The following is a 15,629-nucleotide window of genomic DNA, read 5'->3' on the forward strand; positions in this document are numbered from 1 at the left end:
CAGAGCCTGGAGGACGCCCCCATGCGACGCATCCTTGCCGCGGCCGTGCTCGGCGCGGCGCTGTTCACCGCCACCGCCTGCGCAGGCGACCCGGAGCGGCCGAATGCGGGCTCGGTGCCGTCCGCGAGCGCCTCGACCGAGGTGAGCCCAGGCGCGAGTGCCGCCCCCGGCGCCTCCGGCGCCGTCACCGGCACCACCGACCCGAAGGCGACCTGCGCCGCGGTGATCGAGGAGAGCAAGAAGTTCGTCTCGAAGCTGGTGACGAAGGCGCAGCAGCTGGGCGAGTCGCTGAGCGACCCGGACAAGGTCAAGGTCTTCTTCGACGAGCTGTCCAAGGACTACGTGGCGCTGTCCACCACGGTGAAGGCCGAGGCGGCCAAGACCTCCGACCCGAAGCTGCGCAAGGCGCTGGAGGACGTCGCCAAGGCGCTGGACGCCTCGGTGGCCCAGCTCAGCGACCCGCAGAAGCTCGCCGAGGACCCCTCGAAGATGCAGCAGATCCTGTTCAGCCCGGAGCTGACCACCGCCAACGAGGCGCTGAACGACATCTGCCCGGCAGCCTGACGACGTACGGCGACCGTGCCGCCCGACGGGCCCGGCCGTCCCGCCCCACCCCCCTGTAGGAGGCACCTGCCCATGCGACGTTTCCTGACCGCCGTCCTGGTGGCCGCGTCCCTGTTCGGCGCGAGCGCGTGCGCCGACGACAAGCCCGCCCCGGTGTCCTCGCCCGGAACGGCGGCCGCGCCCGCGCCGAGCGGCTCGACGGAAGCCAAGGCGGTCTGCGCCGAGTTCGACAAGGTCTTCAACGGCAAGGCCCGCACCGACCTGGCCACCGCGATCGGCGGTGTGCTCACCGCCCGGGCCGGCAAGGACGCGGCTAAGACGCAGGCCGCGGAGACCAAGCTGCGCGATGCGCTCACCGCGCTGGAGACCCAGATCACGACGGTGGGCGCGGTCGCCGCCGACCCGGCGGTGAAGGCCGCTTTCGACCAGGTCGCGGCGAACGTCCGGCAGTCCGGTGTCGACCTGGCGTTCCTCGAGGGCGTCACCAAGCTCGCCGAACTTGAGGCGAAGCTCACGCCGGTGCTGCTGTCCTGGATCATGCCCTTGGCCAGGATCTGCCCCTGACGTGGTGCCTGAGACCGCTGAGCCTGCTGATGCCGTTGTCGGCCACCGTGGCTAGGCTGCCCCGGTGGCCACAAACGAGGGTTTCGCGTGTACGAGGCTGAATCCCCGGCCATACAGCAAGTAATCGCGGGTGTAGCCGTCGATGGCACCGCACCCGTTTCACCCCGCATAGATAAGGACGAAGATGCGACGGATTCTGGCTACCGCCACCCTCGGTCTCGCGCTGTTCGGCGCCGCGGCCTGCGCGGACACCAAGCCCGAGGCGAGCAGCACCCCCACCCCCGGCGCGGCGAGCTCCGCGGCGGCCCCCGCCGGTGTCGACAAGAAGACGGCGTGCGCCAACCTCACCAAGGCGACCAGCGACTTCGAGGCCAAGATCGTCCCGCTGTTCACGAAGCTGATGGACCCGGCCACCCAGGCCGCCACCCTCACTGAGCTGGGCAAGGCCATCCAGGACTTCCAGGCCGCGTACAGCAAGGATGTCGCCGCGATGGCGGACGCCGACCTCAAGGCGGCCGTGCAGGCCGACCTGCAGACGCTGACCACGACCAGCACCGCGCTGGTGGCAGCCGGCACCGACCAGGCCAAGATCCAGGCCGCGCTCAGCACCCCGGAGTTCGACAAGGCGGGCGACCAGGTCAAGGCGCTCTGCGCCGGGGCCTGACAGCTTGACCGCGCCCGGCGTGCGGTGATCGGCATCACCGCACGCCGGGCCACGGGGTGCCCGGTTTGGGCATCGGGTCGGGCATGACGTAGTCTTCTCCACGGTGCCCATCACAGGGCGCTGCATGCGTGCGTGTGTGCCGGCCGTCTTCGGCCAGGACGTGCCGAGCGCAACCAGTAGTGAAGACTCGGCCCGCCACGCGGGTCGATGAACCAACCGCCAGCACCTACGACAGGAGTCCGCGTCTCATGTACGCGATCGTCAAGACCGGCGGCAAGCAGTACAAGGTCGCCGAGGGCGACGTGATCGAGGTCGAGAAGCTCGCGGGCGCGCCCGGCGACGTGGTGGCGCTGTCCGCAGTGCTGCTTGTTGATGGCAGCGACCTGGTGACCGACGCGGCGAAGCTTGCCAAGGTTTCTGTTTCCGGAGAGCTCGTGGCCCACACCAAGGGCCCGAAGATCCGGATCCACAAGTTCAAGAACAAGACCGGCTACCACAAGCGGCAGGGTCACCGTCAGCCGCTGACCCAGGTCAAGGTCACCGGCATCAAGAGCGGGAAGTAGGCCTCGAGATGGCACATAAAAAGGGTGCATCCAGCTCGCGCAACGGTCGCGACTCCGCCGCCCAGCGACTCGGTGTGAAGCGCTTCGGCGGTCAGGTCGTCAGCGCCGGCGAGATCCTCATCCGCCAGCGCGGCACCAAGTTCCACCCGGGCGACCTGGTCGGCCGTGGCGGCGACGACACGCTGTTCGCGCTCGCCGCGGGCGCGGTGCAGTTCGGTCTCAAGCGGGGCCGCAAGACCGTGAACATCGTTCCGGTCGAGGCCTGACAGATCGTCAGAGGCGGGAGGGCGCGCGAAGCGCCTTCCCGCCTCTTGCCGTTTCCGGACCCGGAAGCGCCGCAATGAGACGCGGCTAACGCCGCAGCCCGGAACACCCGGCACCCATCGCGCGCTGCCCTAGGGGGCACGCCCGCACCCGAGACCCCCGCCGCGACTCTTGGAGACATGCGGCTTCGGGAAGCCAACGTGGCCGCGACTCTTCGAGAGTTGCGGCAGGGACGGAGGCGGGTTGGGCGGGCGCAAGCGGGCATATGCTGTTTTTTGAATCGAACGTATGTGGAGGATGGAACGTGGCGACGTTCGTGGATCGTGTGGTGCTGCACCTGCAGGCGGGTGACGGCGGCCACGGCTGCGTGTCCATCCACCGGGAGAAGTTCAAGCCGTTCGGCGGGCCGGACGGCGGCAACGGCGGGCATGGCGGCGGCATCCTGATGGAGGTCGACCCCAACGTGCACACGCTGCTGGACTTCCACTTCCACCCGCACATCAAGGCGACCAACGGCAAGGGCGGCTCGGGCAACAACCGGGAAGGCGCCAACGGCGGCGACCTGGTGCTCAAGGTGCCCTCCGGCACGGTCGTGCAGACGCTGGACGGCGTGGTCATCGCCGACCTGGTCGGCGCGGGGACCACGCTGGAGATCGCCCGTGGGGGCCGGGGCGGCCGCGGCAACGCGGCGCTGGCCAGCTCCCGGCGCAAGGCGCCCGGCTTCGCCGAGCTCGGTGAGCCCGGAGACCGGCTCGAGGTGGTCGTCGAGCTCAAGAGCGTCGCCGACGTGGGCCTGGTGGGTTTCCCGAGCGCGGGCAAGTCCTCGCTCATCTCGGTGATCTCCGCGGCCAAGCCGAAGATCGCCGACTACCCGTTCACCACGCTGGTGCCGAACCTGGGTGTGGTGCAGGCGGGCGAGCACGTGTTCACCGTCGCCGACGTGCCGGGCCTGATCCCGGGCGCGGCCACCGGCAAGGGCCTGGGCCTGGAGTTCCTGCGCCACATCGAGCGCACCGCGGTGCTGGCCCACGTGGTGGACACCGCGACCCTGGAGACCGACCGCGACCCGGTGGCCGACATCGAGGCCCTCGAGGCGGAGCTCGCGCAGTACGGCGGGCTCGGGGACCGGCCCCGCATCATCGTGCTGAACAAGATCGACGTGCCGGACGGCCGGGACCTGGCCGACATCACCACCCCCGACCTGGAGAAGTTCGGCTGGCCGATCTACCAGGTCAGCGCGGCGACCCGGGAAGGTCTCACGGAGCTCGTGTACGCGCTGGCGCGGATGGTCGAGGAGCACCGGGCGGCCGCGCCCGTGCTGGAGCCGACCCGCATCGTGCTGCGTCCCAAGGCCGTCGACGACTCCGGCTTCGAGATCACGCAGGACCGCGCGGGTGTCTGGGTGGTCACGGGCAACAAGCCCGAGCGGTGGGTGCGTCAGACCACCTTCGACAACGCCGAGGCGGTGGGCTACCTCGCCGACCGGCTAGCCCGGCTGGGCGTCGAGGAAAAGCTGGCCAAGCTGGGCGCGAAGCCCGGCGACCCGGTGCGCATCGGCGAGCGCGAGTTCGACTGGCAGCCGACGATCTACGCGGGCAAGGAATTCACGCCCGGCAACCGCTTCACCGACGAGCGCCTCGAGGACGACATCACCCGTCCGAGGGCTGCGGAGCGGCTCGCGGCCCGCAAGGCGCGGCGCCAGCGCGAGGAAGGCGACACCGCCGGCGACGAGTGGCTCCCCGACGAGAAGGATCTGCGCCTCGACGACGAGGACGACAAGTAGGCGCCGGCACCAGGGCGGACACTGTCAGTTAACGGTTCGGTGACAGTGTCCGTCATCTCACCGCAATCCGCCCTGCTGTGCGGTTTGTGAAACAACGCGGAAACATGCCCTGGCTAGCGTCCTGACGGTGTTGATCCAGCACCGTGAGATCACCCACCCTGATGTCACCGCGCTCGTGCTCGCCGCTGAGGACGAACTCTTCACGCGGTATCCGGGCACCACCCGGTCGCCCCTGGACCCGCACGCCCGTTTCGTCGTGGCGTACGTGTTGGGCAGGCCCGTCGGCTGCGGGGCGCTCGTCGTGTCCAGCCCGGGTGTCGGCGAGATCAGGCGGATGTACGTACTGCCGGCGCACCGCCGCGCCGGGGTGGCCCGCCGCATCCTCGCGGCACTGGAACGACGGGCCACCGCCCAGGGCTGGGACTCGATCATCCTCGAGACCGGCGTGAACCAGCCTGAGGCGATCGCGCTGTACGAGTCGTCCGGTTTTCAGCGGACCGAGCCGTACGGCAGGTACGTCGACAACCCGTACTCCGTCTGCTTCGTGAAGAAGCTCCTCAGGAGCTGACGAGTCCTATCGCCTCGCCGGCTCGCCGCAACGTCGCGGCGGCCCGCGGGCGTGCCCGCTGCGCCCCCTCCCGCAGCACCGCCTCGACCGTCTCCGGCCGGCGGCGCAGGGTTTCGTAGCGCTCCTGGATCGGTGTCAGCACCGCCACCACGGCCTCGGCCGTCTCGCGCTTGAGCCGGCCGTACGAGTCGAAGTGGCCGGCAGAGCCGGTGCAGGCCTGGTAGATCTCCAGCAGGTTGGTCACCCCCGGCTGCTTCTCCCGGTCGTGTCGCACCGTGCTCCCGCTGTCGGTGACCGCGCGCATCACCTTGCGGCGCACGACATCGGGCTCGTCGAGAATGCTGATGACACCCGCGCTGACCACATTGGTCTTGCCCATCTTCGCCGTCGGCTCGGCCAGGTCCATGACCCGTGCGGCGACCGGGGCGGGCACTGCCACGGGCACCGTGAAGGTGGGGCCGTAGCGGCCGTTGAACCGGTTCGCGACGGCTCGGGCCAGCTCGACGTGCTGCATCTGGTCGTCGCCGACCGGCACCTGCTCGGTGTCGTGCAGCAGGATGTCGGCCGCCATCAGCACCGGGTAGGTGAGCAGGCTGAGCCGCACGTGCTCGGCCCGCGCCGCCTTCTCCTTGAACGCGACCATGCGCTGGGCCTCGCCGTAGCCTGTGGCACATTCCAGCAGGTAGTGCAGTTGGGTGTGCTCGGGCAGGTGGGACTGGACGTAGAGGGTGCAGCGCTGCGGGTCGACCCCGGCGGCGAGCAGCACCGCGGCCTGTTCCAGGGTCAGCGCGCGTACCGCGGCGGGATCGTGCTCGACGGTCAGCGAGTGCAGGTCGGCGAGCATGGTGATGGTCTCGCTGTCGTCCTGCCCGGCCACCAGCGGCAGGATCATGCCGAACAGGTTGCCGAGTTGCAGGTGCCCGGTGGGCTTGCAGCCGGACAAGCGGCGGGCGCGGACGCGGGTCGGGGCGATGGTCATGTCGGTCTCCTCGGGAGTCGGGCCACCCCGTCCGGAGACCCTCGGCACGGCGGGAGCCGTGCACGGAGAAGGCCGCCCGGAGGGGCGGCCTGGGTCGTCTACTGGGTTCGCGGAAGCGGGCCGCCCGTCAGGGCAGCCACCACATGGTGCTCGTCATCCGCATGGCGACCATTGTCCCCGCACCCGCCTTGATCGGCAAGAACGTTGCCGAAGGTAAGGGGTTACCGCCGGTTCACCACCTGCCGTCGTCAGGCAGGATGGGCGTCATGTCGCATCGTTGCCTCAGCCATCTCGAAGCCGTCGCGCGGGCCGCCACCGTCCGGAACCTCGCGTACGCCCTGGACGTGGATCTGACCGTGGGAGACGAACTCTTCCGCTCGGTCACCACGGTCCGCTTCACCGCCGATCCCGGCGCCGAGACGTTCCTGGAGGCGCGGCCGGAGCGGCTGCTCGGCGCCACCCTCAACGGTGTCGCACTGCCCGCCGACGCGTTCGCCGAGGGCCGGTTGCGGCTGGCGGACCTCGCCGCGGACAACACCGTCGTGGTGACCGGGGAGTACGCGTACACCCGCACCAGTGAGGGCGTGCACCGCTTCACGGACCCGGCCGACAAGCAGGTCTACGTGTACGCGCAGCCTTCGATCACCGACGCGCCGCGGTTCATGGCCTGCTTCGACCAGCCCGACCTCAAGGCGCCGATGGAGCTGTCCGTCACCGCCGACCCGTCCTGGCTGGTCCGGGCCAACGCGGAGGGCGTACAGGGCACGCCGGGCCGTTGGGAGTTCCCGGCCACCAAGCCCGTCGCGACCTACCTGATCACGTTCGTGGCCGGCCCTTACGTCGAGGTGACCGACAGCCACGACGGCATCCCGCTGGGCCTGTACGCCCGCGCCAGCTATGCCGAGGTGCTGGAGCGCGACGCACCCGAGATCTTCTCGCTCACCAAGGCGTTCCTGGACCGCTACCACGAGCTGTTCGCCGTGCGGTACCCGTTCGGCAAGTACGACCAGGCGTTCGTGCCCGAGTTCAGCTGGGGCGCGATGGAGTTCCCCGGTTGCGTGGTGTTCCGCGACGAACTGCTGTTCCGGGCCGCGGTGACCGACACCGAGCGGCTGGAGCGGGCGGCCATCATCGCGCACGAGATGGCGCACATGTGGTTCGGCGACCTGGTGACCATGCGCTGGTGGGACGACCTGTGGCTGAACGAGTCGTTCGCCACCTACATGGGCTACCGGCTGGTCGGCGAGGTCACCCCGTGGCCGCAGTCCTGGACCCGCTTCGGCGTGGGCCGCAAGGCCTGGGGGTACGCCGCCGACCAGCGCCCCTCCACGCACCCGATCGCGCCCACCGAGGTCGTCGACACCGACGCCGCGTTCGCCAACTTCGACGGCATCTCCTACGCCAAGGGCTGCTCGGCGCTGCGCCAGCTGGTCGCCTTCACCGGCGACGAGGCGTTCCTGGCCGGCCTGCGGGCGCACTTCGACAAGCACGCCTGGGGCAACGCCACCCTGGCCGACCTGCTCGGCGCGCTGTCGCTGGCCAGCGGGCGGGATCTGGACGCGTGGGCGCAGGCGTGGCTGCGCACCCCGCAGGTCAACACGCTGCGCCCGGTCGTCGAGTGGGCGCCCGACGGCTCGTACGCCTCCGTCGTGGTCGAGCAGACCGCGCCGGCGGAGTACCCGACGCTGCGCCCGCACCGCATCGGCCTGGGCTGGTTCGGCGAGGACGGCACCTGGCAGCGCACCGAGGTCGAGGTGAGCGGTGCGCGCACCGCGGTGCCGCAGCTGTCCGGCGTACGCGGCCGCGGCCTGCTGCTCAACGACGGCGACCTCACCTTCGCCAAGATCCGCATGGACGAGCGCACCCGGGCCGAGCTGCCCTCGCTGCTGGCCGAGCAGCCCGACTCGCTGGCCCGGGCGCTGTGGTGGAACAGCGCCTGGGACGCCGTGCGCGACGCCGAGTGGCCCGCCACGGAGCTCGTCGAGCTGGCGGCCGGGGCGCTGCCCGTGGAGCCGGACGTCGTCATCGTGGAGTCGGTCTTCGGACTGGCCCGGCACGCGGCGGCCCGGATGGTGCCCGCGGACCAGCGGGAGGCGGCCCGTGCGGCGCTCGCCGGCGCGGCGAAGACCCTGCTGGCCACCGCGGCACCCGGCAGCGGGCACCAGCTCGCCGCGGCCCGGTCGCTCATCGCGACGGCCGCCGACGGCGACCGCGCGGTGCTGCGCGGCTGGCTGTCCGGCGCGGACGTGCCCGCGGGCCTGGCCGTCGACGCCGAGCTGCGCTGGGCGATCCTGGGCAGGCTGGCGGTGCTCGGCGACGTCGGCGAGGACGAGATCGACGCCGAACTGCAGCGCGACACCAGCGACAAGGGCGAGCAGGAGGCCGTCCGGGTGCGGGCGAGCCGCCCCGACCCGGCCGCCAAGGAGCGGGCGTTCGACCTGGTCGTCACCGAGCAGGGGCAGTCCAACCGGATCGCGGCCGCGGCCGGCGACGGGCTGTGGCAGCCGGAGCACGCCGAACTGACCGCGCCGTTCGTGGCCCGGTTCTTCGCCGAGCTGCCGCACTCGGCGGGCCGCTCCGGCGACATGCTGGCGCACCTGGCGAAGGCCGCCTACCCGGTGTACGCCGTGTCGGAGGACACACTGGCGGCCGCGCGGGCGGCGCTGGCGGGGGACATGCACCCGCTGCTGCGCCGTGCGCTGGCCGACGACACCGACGACCTGGCCCGCGCCCTGCGCGCCCAGCGGGCCGCCTGACCTGCCCCGCGACCCCGCCGTCCACCCCGCCCGGCCGCCGTGCCGCCGTGCCTGGCCGAGCCCGCCCGCCGGGCCTGCCCTGACGTAGACGTTGGCCTATGACATCGAATCCGGGCGCCGATTTTTCGACGTCATAGGCCAACGTCGATGACGGGACGGGGTGAGGCGTCCGGCGGAACGGGACGGGGCGTGCGACGGCATAGAATCGGCGCGTGGCGACACGTATCGGGATCATGGGCGGAACCTTCGACCCCATCCACCACGGTCACCTCGTCGCGGCCAGCGAGGTGGCTGACCGGTACGCGCTCGACGAGGTCGTCTTCGTGCCGACGGGGCAGCCGTGGCAGAAGACCGAGCACGTGGTCACCCCGGCGGAGGACCGCTATCTGATGACGGTCATCGCGACCGCGTCCAACCCGCGGTTCAGCGTGAGCCGGGTGGACGTCGACCGGGTCGGGCCGACCTACACCGTCGACACGCTGCGCGAGCTGCGCGACCAGTACGGCGAGAAGACCGAGCTGTTCTTCATCACCGGCGCCGACGCGCTCTCCAAGATCTTGTCCTGGAAGGACGCGGACCAGCTGTTCGAGCTGGCCCACTTCGTGGGGGTCACCCGTCCGGGGTTCATGCTCACCGACGCGCACCTGCCTGCCGACGTGGTGAGCCTGGTCCAGGTGCCGGCGATGGCGATCTCGTCCACGGACTGCCGGCGGCGGGTCGCGGCGGGCCAGCCGGTGTGGTACCTGGTACCGGACGGGGTAGTGCAATACATCACAAAGCGGCATCTATACCGCTGATTCCGGGTGTCCGGGCCCACCGCGTGACTATCTCAGCGGCGTACCGGGTAATCCCTGTGAGACTCTGGATGCTGAGCCTGATCGCGAGCATCGCGGCCAGGCCACCGACGAAAGGACCAAGGTGCCCGCAACCGAGCGTGCCGTCGAGATGGCCCTGGCCGCCGCGCAGGCGGCCGCCGACAAGAAGGCAGAGGACATCGTCCTGATGGACGTGGGCGAGCAGCTCGTCCTCACCGACGTCTTCGTGGTCGCCTCCGCTCCGAACGAGCGCCAGGTCCTGGCCATCGTCGACGCCGTCGAAGAAGCCCTGCTGAAGATGCCCGAGAAGGCCAAGCCGATCCGCCGCGAAGGCGAGCGCGCAGGCCGCTGGGTGCTGCTCGACTTCGGCGACATCGTGGTGCACGTCCAGCACAGCGAGGAGCGCGAGTTCTACGCCCTCGACCGGCTGTGGAAGGACTGCGCCCGGATCGAGTTCAACGACCGCGACCTGGCGACCCAGGACGCTGCGTGAGCGAGCGCAGCGAGGAGAAGGCGTGAGCCTGGAACGGGGGCAGGAAGCGATCACTCGCGTCCTGCTGTGGCGGCACGGCAACACCGATTGGAATGCCGCCCAGCGCGTGCAGGGTCAGCTCGACGTGCCCGTCAACGACCGCGGCCGGGCTCAGGCCCAGGCCGCGGCTGCGGTGCTCGCGCGCAGTGAGGCCCAGCTCATGATCACCAGTGACCTCGGCCGCTGCACGCAGACCGCCGCGCCGCTGGTCGAGCTGACCGGGCTGACGCCCGAGCGGGACGCCCGGCTGCGCGAGCGGCATTTCGGCTCGTGGCAGGGGCTCACCACCCCGGAGGTGCGCGAGCGCTTCCCGGAGTCGTACGCCCGCTGGCGCGCCGCCGACCCCGATCCGGGCGACGGCCTCGAGCCGCTGGCCGACCTGGGCAAGCGCGTCAGCGAGACGATCCGGCAGGCGGCCGAGCGGGTGCCGGGCGGCACCGCGATCCTGGTCAGCCACGGCGGCGCCATCAAGTACGGGGTGGCCGCGCTGCTCGGCTGGCCCGAGGAGATGCTGCCGACCGTCGCCCCGGTGCAGAACTGCCACTGGGTCGACCTGATCCTGCAGCCGTCCTACGGCTGGCGGGTGTCGGCGTACAACGTCGGCGCATGACGGCACTCGCGCAACTTGCCCGCGGGCGGTAGCGTCCGAACTGACATGGCCACCAGAACCCCCCTCACTCGTCTGTTGTTGACCGGCACGCTGCTGGGCGGTCTTCTGCTCACCGGCTGCGCCCCGACCCAGGAGCCGGAGGTGGGCAGTTCGATGACCCCGCAACCGTCGGCGTCCGGCTGGCTGCCGCCGAGCAGCCCGCCCGGCCGGCCCAAGCCGAGCCTGTCCCCGCAGGTGCCGCCGTCCGCCAAGGACGGCCAGGTCATCTCGGTGAGCGGCCGGGTCGAGCGGGTGGAGCTGGAGGGCGGCTGCACCGTGCTGCGCGCCGACAACGGCACGACCTACCAGCTGATGGGCGGCGACCCGAACGTCGTCAAGCCCGGCGCCACCGTGCTGGTGAAAGGCCGCCTGCGCACCGACATCATGACGATCTGCCAGATGGGCCCCGTGCTCGAGGTCGTCACGGCGCAGTCGTCGTGACGGGTTAACGTGCCCGCATGCCCGTAGCGGTCGTCACCGACTCCACTGCCTACCTGCCCGCCACCGTCGCGGACGGGTCGCTGACCGTCGTGCCCCTGCACGTCGTGCTCGGCGGCGTGTCCGGCCGGGAGGGCGTCGAGGTCAATCCAGCCGAGGTGGCCGTCGCGCTGACCGCCCGCCGTGTCGCGGTGACCACCTCGCAACCCACCCCGGCCGAGTTCGCGCAGGTCTACGACCAGCTGTTCGCGGCGGGCGTGGACGGCATCGTCTCGGTGCACCTGGCCGGCGCGCTGTCCGGCACCCTCGGCGCCGCGTCGACCGCGGCAGGCGAGGCCGCCGGGCCGGTCGAGGTGATCGACTCCTGCTCGGCCGCGATGGGCGTGGGCTTCCCCGCCCTGGCCGCGGCACGGGCCGCGACACAGGGCGAAGACCTGGCGGGCGTACGCGACGCCGCCCTGCACACCATCGACCGCACCAGCACCTTCTTCTACGTGGACACGCTGGAGCACCTGCGCCGGGGTGGCCGCATCAACGCGGCCTCGGCCCTGCTGGGCACCGCGCTGGCGGTCAAGCCCCTGCTGGAGGTGTCCGCGGGCGGCATCACCATGCGCGACAAGGTGCGCACCGCCGCCCGCGCGCTGGACCGGCTGGTCGCGCTGGCTCTGGAGGCGGCCGGTGACGGCCCCGTCGAGGTGGCCGTGCACCACCTGGCCGCCACGGAGCGGGCCGAGTGGATCGCGGGCGCGCTGCGCGAACGGCTCGGCGACCGGCTGTGCGAGCTGTACACCAGCGAGGTCGGCGCCGTCGTGGCCGCGCACGTGGGCCCCGGCCTGGCCGGGGTGGTCGTGCACCGCCTCCCCGAAGCCGCCCAGTCCCTCCTCGACGACCAGCTCTGAGCCCGCCGTCAGCGCGCCGACGCTTGTCGGCACGGCCCGCGCCTTGATAGACGCTGGCCTATCTGATCGATTTTTTGTAGATCGAACTCGACTAGATAGGCCAGCGTCTATCGGTTGGCGAGGGGTGACGGCCTCGTTCCGTGCGCATGGGTGGCGCTGGGGCGGGGGCGTGGTGATACTCAGCGTTCATGGAGAAGGCTCGTTCTGAACTTCTCGGTCGGGACCTGGCGCATGCGCTGCGTACCGGCCCGTTCTCTGCCGCACTGCACCTGGCCATCGAAGATCGGGGCATTCGGCCGGAGGAGATCCAGGAGAAACTGGCCGCCGCCGGGATCAGCGTCAGCCTGGCCACCCTCAGCTACTGGCGGCGGGGTCGCAGCCGCCCGGAGCGCCCGGAGTCGATGAAGGCGGTGCGGATGCTGGAACAGATCCTGTCGCTGCCCGCCGAGTCCCTCCTCGCCCAGCTCGGCCCACGTCGGCCCCGTGGCCGCTGGCTCAACCAGGCGCCGGGGACCATCGACATCGACCGGCTCTTCGAGGACGGCAACAGCGTCTCGAAGATCATCCGGGAGCTGGACCGCTGGACGTACCACGAACTCACCCGGATCAGCCTGCACGACCTGTACCAGGTGGGCGCGCAGCGCCAGGAGCTGCGGCTCAACTGCCGCCAGGTGCTGCGGGCCAACGTGGACCGGGTGGCCCGCACGGTCGGTATCTTCCGCACCGACGACCTGGGCGCGCCCACCGGCGTAAACGCCCTGCGCAACTGCCGGCTGGGCCGGGTGCGGTCCGACCCGGAGTCGGGCCTGCAGGCTGCGGAGATCATCTTTGACCGGATGCTCTCGCAGGGTGACACCGTCGTCATCGAGTACGAGTTCGAGAGCGGCTCGCTCGTCGCCACCGACAACTACTACCGGGGCTTCTCGGTGCCGGTGGGGGAGTACGTGCTGCAGGTGCAGTTCGACCGCGATGCGGTGCCGGCCCGCTGCTACCGCTTCGAGCGGCGCGGCCTGCACGCGCCCGACCAGGGCGTACGCGAGGTGTGGATCGGTTCGACGCACGGCGCACACCTGGTCGCGGCCGACATCCCGCCGGGCATCGTCGGCATGCGCTGGGAATGGGCATGAGCGGCCGGGCATCGTCGTGAGATGCCCGGCCGCCCGGTCCCCCCGTCCCCGTCCCCCGGTCAGGAGACGTTGATGGTCACCTCGTCGATGACCCAGCTGGTCTGCAGCGACTGGTCCTCGACGCCGTTGAACCTCAGCGTCACCGTCTGCCCGGCGAACTGGCTCACGTTGACGACCTTCTCCACGTACGCGGAGTTGGCGTCGAGGTTGGTGGCGGTGGCCACGGTCGTGCTGCCCATGGTCACCGTCAGCCGGTCCCAGACCTGGCCGTCGTTCTCGGCGGTGGTGATGCGCACCCAGTAGCGCAGCGTGGCGCTGGTGCAGCCGGCCGGGATCGTCACCGACTGCTGCACCCAGTCGGTCTGCGTCTGGCCCTGGCCGCCCAGCCAGGCGCTGCGGGTGCCGGTCTTGCCCGGGTAGCCCGAGCCCGCCCAGGCGCCGACGACGCCCGTGTCGGCCGTCCACGGCGTGGTGCCGCTCTCGAAGCTGGAGTTGCCGACGACCTGCGCCGCGGTGCAGCCGCCGCCACCGGAGGTGACCGTCCAGGTGAAGTTCGTCGACCCGGTCCTGCTCGCCGAGTCGGTGACCGTCACCGTGACGTTCGAGGTGCCCGCGGTGGTCGGCGTGCCCGTGATCAGGCCGCTGGACGAGCTGATCGACAGACCGGCCGGCAGGCCCGAGGCGCTCCAGGTGTACGGCGACGTGCCGCCGGAAGCCTGCATCTGGAGGCTGACGGACTGCCCGACGGCGGTGCTCCTGTTACCGGGGTTGGTGACCGACGGGTTGTTGGGGTTGGTCCCGCCGTTCATGAAGCCCGTGTAGAGCAGCCGGTTCGGCGAACCCGTGCCCGGCGAGGTGACCTTGCCGGTGGTGGCGTTGTTGACCAGCGCGTCACGCACCTGGGCGGGCGTGGCGTTGGGGTTGAGACCCAGGTACACCGCCGCGGCGCCGGCCGTGTGCGGCGAGGCCATCGAGGTGCCCGTCATCGTCGCGCTGCCGTTGTTGCTGGAGTACGACGCCGACACGATGCTCGTGCCCGGGGCGAAGATGTCCAGGCAGGAGCCGTAGTTGCTGCTGCTGTTGCGGCCGTCGGAGCTGTTGGTGTTGCCGACGGTGACCGCCGCGGCGACGGCCTGCGGGCTGTAGTAGCAGGCGTCGTCGGAGGAGTTGCCGGCCGCCTGGACGAACTGCACGCCCGACGAGATGAGGCTCGACACGGCGCTGTCCATGGCCTGGCTGGTGCAGCGGCTCTGGCAGCCGATGCTGTAGTTCACCACGGCCGGCTTCTGGGCGTTGGTGCGCACCCAGTTGATGCCCGCGATGAGGTCGTCGTTGGTACCGCTGCCCTGGCAGTTCAGCACCCGGACGGCGGCCACGGAGGCCTTCTTGGCCACGCCGTAGCTGGTGCCCACGGCGGTGCCGGCCACATGCGTGCCGTGGCCGTGGCAGTCCGTCGGCGTGCTGTCGTCGTCCACCATGTCCGTGCCCTGCCTGACCCGGCCGGTGAACTCGACGTGGCTGGCGTTGATGCCGGTGTCGAGCACATAGACCGTCACCCCCTGACCCGGGTTGGTGGGGTACGTGTACGCCTGGTTCAGCGGCAGGTTGGCCTGGTCGATGCGGTCGTCGCCCCAGTTCGGGGGATTGTTCTGGGTGTCCAGCACACCGATGCGCTGCACCGCCTCGACCGAGGCGACCGCGGGGTCGGCGGCCAGCTTGCGCGCCTGCGCCGCGGTCATGCCGACCGAGAAGCCGCGCAGCCCGGCGGTGTAGACGTGCCGCGCCTTGCCGCCGAAACGGCCGGCCAGGTCACGTGCCTTGGTGCCGACGGTGCTCGCGGGCACCGCGGAGTCCTTGAACACCACGATGTAGCGGTCGGCGACCGCGCTCGGGCTGTCGGCGTACAGGATTTGGGCCTCGGGTCCGGTGGGGGCGGCGTTCGCCGTCCCACCCGCGCCGAGCGCCCCGGCGAACGCGACGATGATCGCGAAGCCGAGGGCGGAAACTCGATGCCGCAAGGTTCTCTCCTCCCAGAGATCCCACCCCGCGGCCGGGTCCCGATGACGCCGGCCGCGAAGGGGTGACGCGAACCTAGGAGCGGATGAACCTGTTGCGGCAGAGCGGTTAACAGCGATCGATGATTCGTAACGTCAAAACTGTTTATAGAAACCATCCCATGCCCGCAGTCGTGATCGGACGCTCCTGGTGGTGCGTGCGGCACATGGTGCGCCGAGGGCGTGATCAGGTGGTTGTTCGCAAACGGCCCGTCGTCGACGGGCAAGAGATTTGAGGTGTACGCCCACCGGGCGTCACGCGAAGAGCCGCCTCCATCGCGGTGCGGGCGGCTGCGCGGTATCACGGCCAGCCATGACCAGCTCTGCCGTCGCCTGTCGGATCGCCTGGCAGCTCGCGCGAGAGCAGATGCGGCAGCGGCCCGTCCTCTTCCTGTTCCGGTGGCGGCGGA

Annotated in this window: 16 protein-coding genes; 14 read left to right on the forward strand and 2 right to left on the reverse strand. The window is 70.9% G+C overall.

Going from position 1 to position 15,629, the window contains the following annotated elements; translation table 11 throughout:
• Positions 1–21 precede the first annotated feature (21 nt).
• The 7 genes from FLL47_RS05780 to FLL47_RS05810 all read left to right on the forward strand — a co-directional run bounded on the left by FLL47_RS05780 (position 22) and on the right by FLL47_RS05810 (position 4,970).
• Positions 22–564 (forward strand): hypothetical protein, encoded by a 543-nt coding sequence (locus tag FLL47_RS05780; protein WP_144119402.1) that lies wholly within the window; start codon positions 22–24, stop codon positions 562–564.
• A gap of 72 nt (positions 565–636) precedes the next feature.
• A complete protein-coding gene (locus tag FLL47_RS05785) occupies positions 637–1,128 on the forward strand; it encodes a hypothetical protein (protein ID WP_144119403.1) in 492 nt (163 codons plus the stop codon).
• A 184-nt stretch (positions 1,129–1,312) separates the two neighbouring features.
• Complete coding sequence (locus tag FLL47_RS05790) at positions 1,313–1,792, forward strand: hypothetical protein (protein ID WP_144119404.1); 480 nt, start codon at positions 1,313–1,315, stop codon at positions 1,790–1,792.
• Positions 1,793–2,040: 248 nt separating this feature from the next.
• A complete protein-coding gene (rplU, locus tag FLL47_RS05795; protein WP_120316523.1) occupies positions 2,041–2,355 on the forward strand; it encodes a 50S ribosomal protein L21 in 315 nt (104 codons plus the stop codon).
• An 8-nt stretch (positions 2,356–2,363) separates the two neighbouring features.
• Positions 2,364–2,621: a 50S ribosomal protein L27 gene (gene rpmA, locus FLL47_RS05800; protein WP_144119405.1), complete on the forward strand. Its 258-nt coding sequence runs from the start codon at positions 2,364–2,366 to the stop codon at positions 2,619–2,621.
• Positions 2,622–2,923: 302 nt separating this feature from the next.
• Complete coding sequence (obgE, locus tag FLL47_RS05805; RefSeq protein ID WP_144119406.1) at positions 2,924–4,402, forward strand: GTPase ObgE; 1,479 nt, start codon at positions 2,924–2,926, stop codon at positions 4,400–4,402.
• 127 nt (positions 4,403–4,529) lie between these two features.
• Positions 4,530–4,970, forward strand: a complete 441-nt coding sequence (locus tag FLL47_RS05810) for a GNAT family N-acetyltransferase (protein WP_186315579.1) — start codon at positions 4,530–4,532, stop codon at positions 4,968–4,970.
• Here FLL47_RS05810 and trpS read toward each other — a convergent pair.
• Positions 4,960–5,949, reverse strand: a complete 990-nt coding sequence (gene trpS, locus FLL47_RS05815) for a tryptophan--tRNA ligase (protein ID WP_144119408.1) — start codon at positions 5,947–5,949, stop codon at positions 4,960–4,962. The two genes, FLL47_RS05810 and trpS, sit on opposite strands and share 11 nt — an antisense overlap.
• Positions 5,950–6,215: 266 nt before the next feature.
• Between trpS and pepN the strand changes: the two genes are divergently transcribed.
• The 7 genes from pepN (at position 6,216) to FLL47_RS05850 (ending at position 13,165) form a co-directional block, all read left to right on the forward strand.
• On the forward strand, positions 6,216–8,705 hold the full coding sequence (gene pepN / locus FLL47_RS05820; RefSeq protein ID WP_144119409.1) for an aminopeptidase N: 2,490 nt from the start codon (positions 6,216–6,218) through the stop codon (positions 8,703–8,705).
• A 212-nt stretch (positions 8,706–8,917) separates the two neighbouring features.
• Complete coding sequence (gene nadD, locus FLL47_RS05825) at positions 8,918–9,502, forward strand: nicotinate-nucleotide adenylyltransferase (protein ID WP_144119410.1); 585 nt, start codon at positions 8,918–8,920, stop codon at positions 9,500–9,502.
• A gap of 121 nt (positions 9,503–9,623) precedes the next feature.
• Positions 9,624–10,013, forward strand: coding sequence for a ribosome silencing factor (gene rsfS, locus FLL47_RS05830; protein ID WP_144119411.1), 390 nt, complete (start codon positions 9,624–9,626; stop codon positions 10,011–10,013).
• A 49-nt stretch (positions 10,014–10,062) separates the two neighbouring features.
• Positions 10,063–10,662 (forward strand): histidine phosphatase family protein, encoded by a 600-nt coding sequence (locus tag FLL47_RS05835; RefSeq protein ID WP_144119644.1) that lies wholly within the window; start codon positions 10,063–10,065, stop codon positions 10,660–10,662.
• 45 nt (positions 10,663–10,707) lie between these two features.
• Positions 10,708–11,142 (forward strand): DUF5818 domain-containing protein, encoded by a 435-nt coding sequence (locus FLL47_RS05840; RefSeq protein ID WP_144119412.1) that lies wholly within the window; start codon positions 10,708–10,710, stop codon positions 11,140–11,142.
• 17 nt (positions 11,143–11,159) lie between these two features.
• Positions 11,160–12,038 (forward strand): DegV family protein, encoded by an 879-nt coding sequence (locus FLL47_RS05845; RefSeq protein WP_144119413.1) that lies wholly within the window; start codon positions 11,160–11,162, stop codon positions 12,036–12,038.
• Between the two features lie 188 nt (positions 12,039–12,226).
• The gene (locus tag FLL47_RS05850; RefSeq protein WP_144119414.1) at positions 12,227–13,165 is read left to right on the forward strand and encodes a hypothetical protein; all 939 of its coding nucleotides are present in this window, start codon (positions 12,227–12,229) and stop codon (positions 13,163–13,165) included.
• Between the two features lie 59 nt (positions 13,166–13,224).
• On the opposite strand, the gene FLL47_RS05855 is transcribed toward FLL47_RS05850, so the two are convergent.
• The gene (locus tag FLL47_RS05855) at positions 13,225–15,183 is read right to left on the reverse strand and encodes a S8 family peptidase (protein ID WP_222105984.1); all 1,959 of its coding nucleotides are present in this window, start codon (positions 15,181–15,183) and stop codon (positions 13,225–13,227) included.
• Positions 15,184–15,629: the final 446 nt, after the last annotated feature.

The organism is Catellatospora sichuanensis, assembly GCF_007483665.1.
Taxonomy (GTDB): domain Bacteria; phylum Actinomycetota; class Actinomycetes; order Mycobacteriales; family Micromonosporaceae; genus Catellatospora; species Catellatospora sichuanensis.

Excerpts from the sequence above, each read along its gene's own strand:
- trpS (WP_144119408.1), bottom strand. The coding sequence starts at position 5,949 with ATGACCATCGCCCCGACCCGCGTCCGCGCCCGCCGCTTGTCCGGCTGC.
- FLL47_RS05785 (WP_144119403.1), top strand. The coding sequence starts at position 637 with ATGCGACGTTTCCTGACCGCCGTCCTGGTGGCCGCGTCCCTGTTCGGC.
- FLL47_RS05850 (WP_144119414.1), top strand. The coding sequence starts at position 12,227 with ATGGAGAAGGCTCGTTCTGAACTTCTCGGTCGGGACCTGGCGCATGCG.
- rplU (WP_120316523.1), top strand. The coding sequence starts at position 2,041 with ATGTACGCGATCGTCAAGACCGGCGGCAAGCAGTACAAGGTCGCCGAG.
- FLL47_RS05780 (WP_144119402.1), top strand. The coding sequence starts at position 22 with ATGCGACGCATCCTTGCCGCGGCCGTGCTCGGCGCGGCGCTGTTCACC.
- rpmA (WP_144119405.1), top strand. The coding sequence starts at position 2,364 with ATGGCACATAAAAAGGGTGCATCCAGCTCGCGCAACGGTCGCGACTCC.
- FLL47_RS05845 (WP_144119413.1), top strand. The coding sequence starts at position 11,160 with ATGCCCGTAGCGGTCGTCACCGACTCCACTGCCTACCTGCCCGCCACC.
- FLL47_RS05790 (WP_144119404.1), top strand. The coding sequence starts at position 1,313 with ATGCGACGGATTCTGGCTACCGCCACCCTCGGTCTCGCGCTGTTCGGC.
- pepN (WP_144119409.1), top strand. The coding sequence starts at position 6,216 with ATGTCGCATCGTTGCCTCAGCCATCTCGAAGCCGTCGCGCGGGCCGCC.
- FLL47_RS05840 (WP_144119412.1), top strand. The coding sequence starts at position 10,708 with ATGGCCACCAGAACCCCCCTCACTCGTCTGTTGTTGACCGGCACGCTG.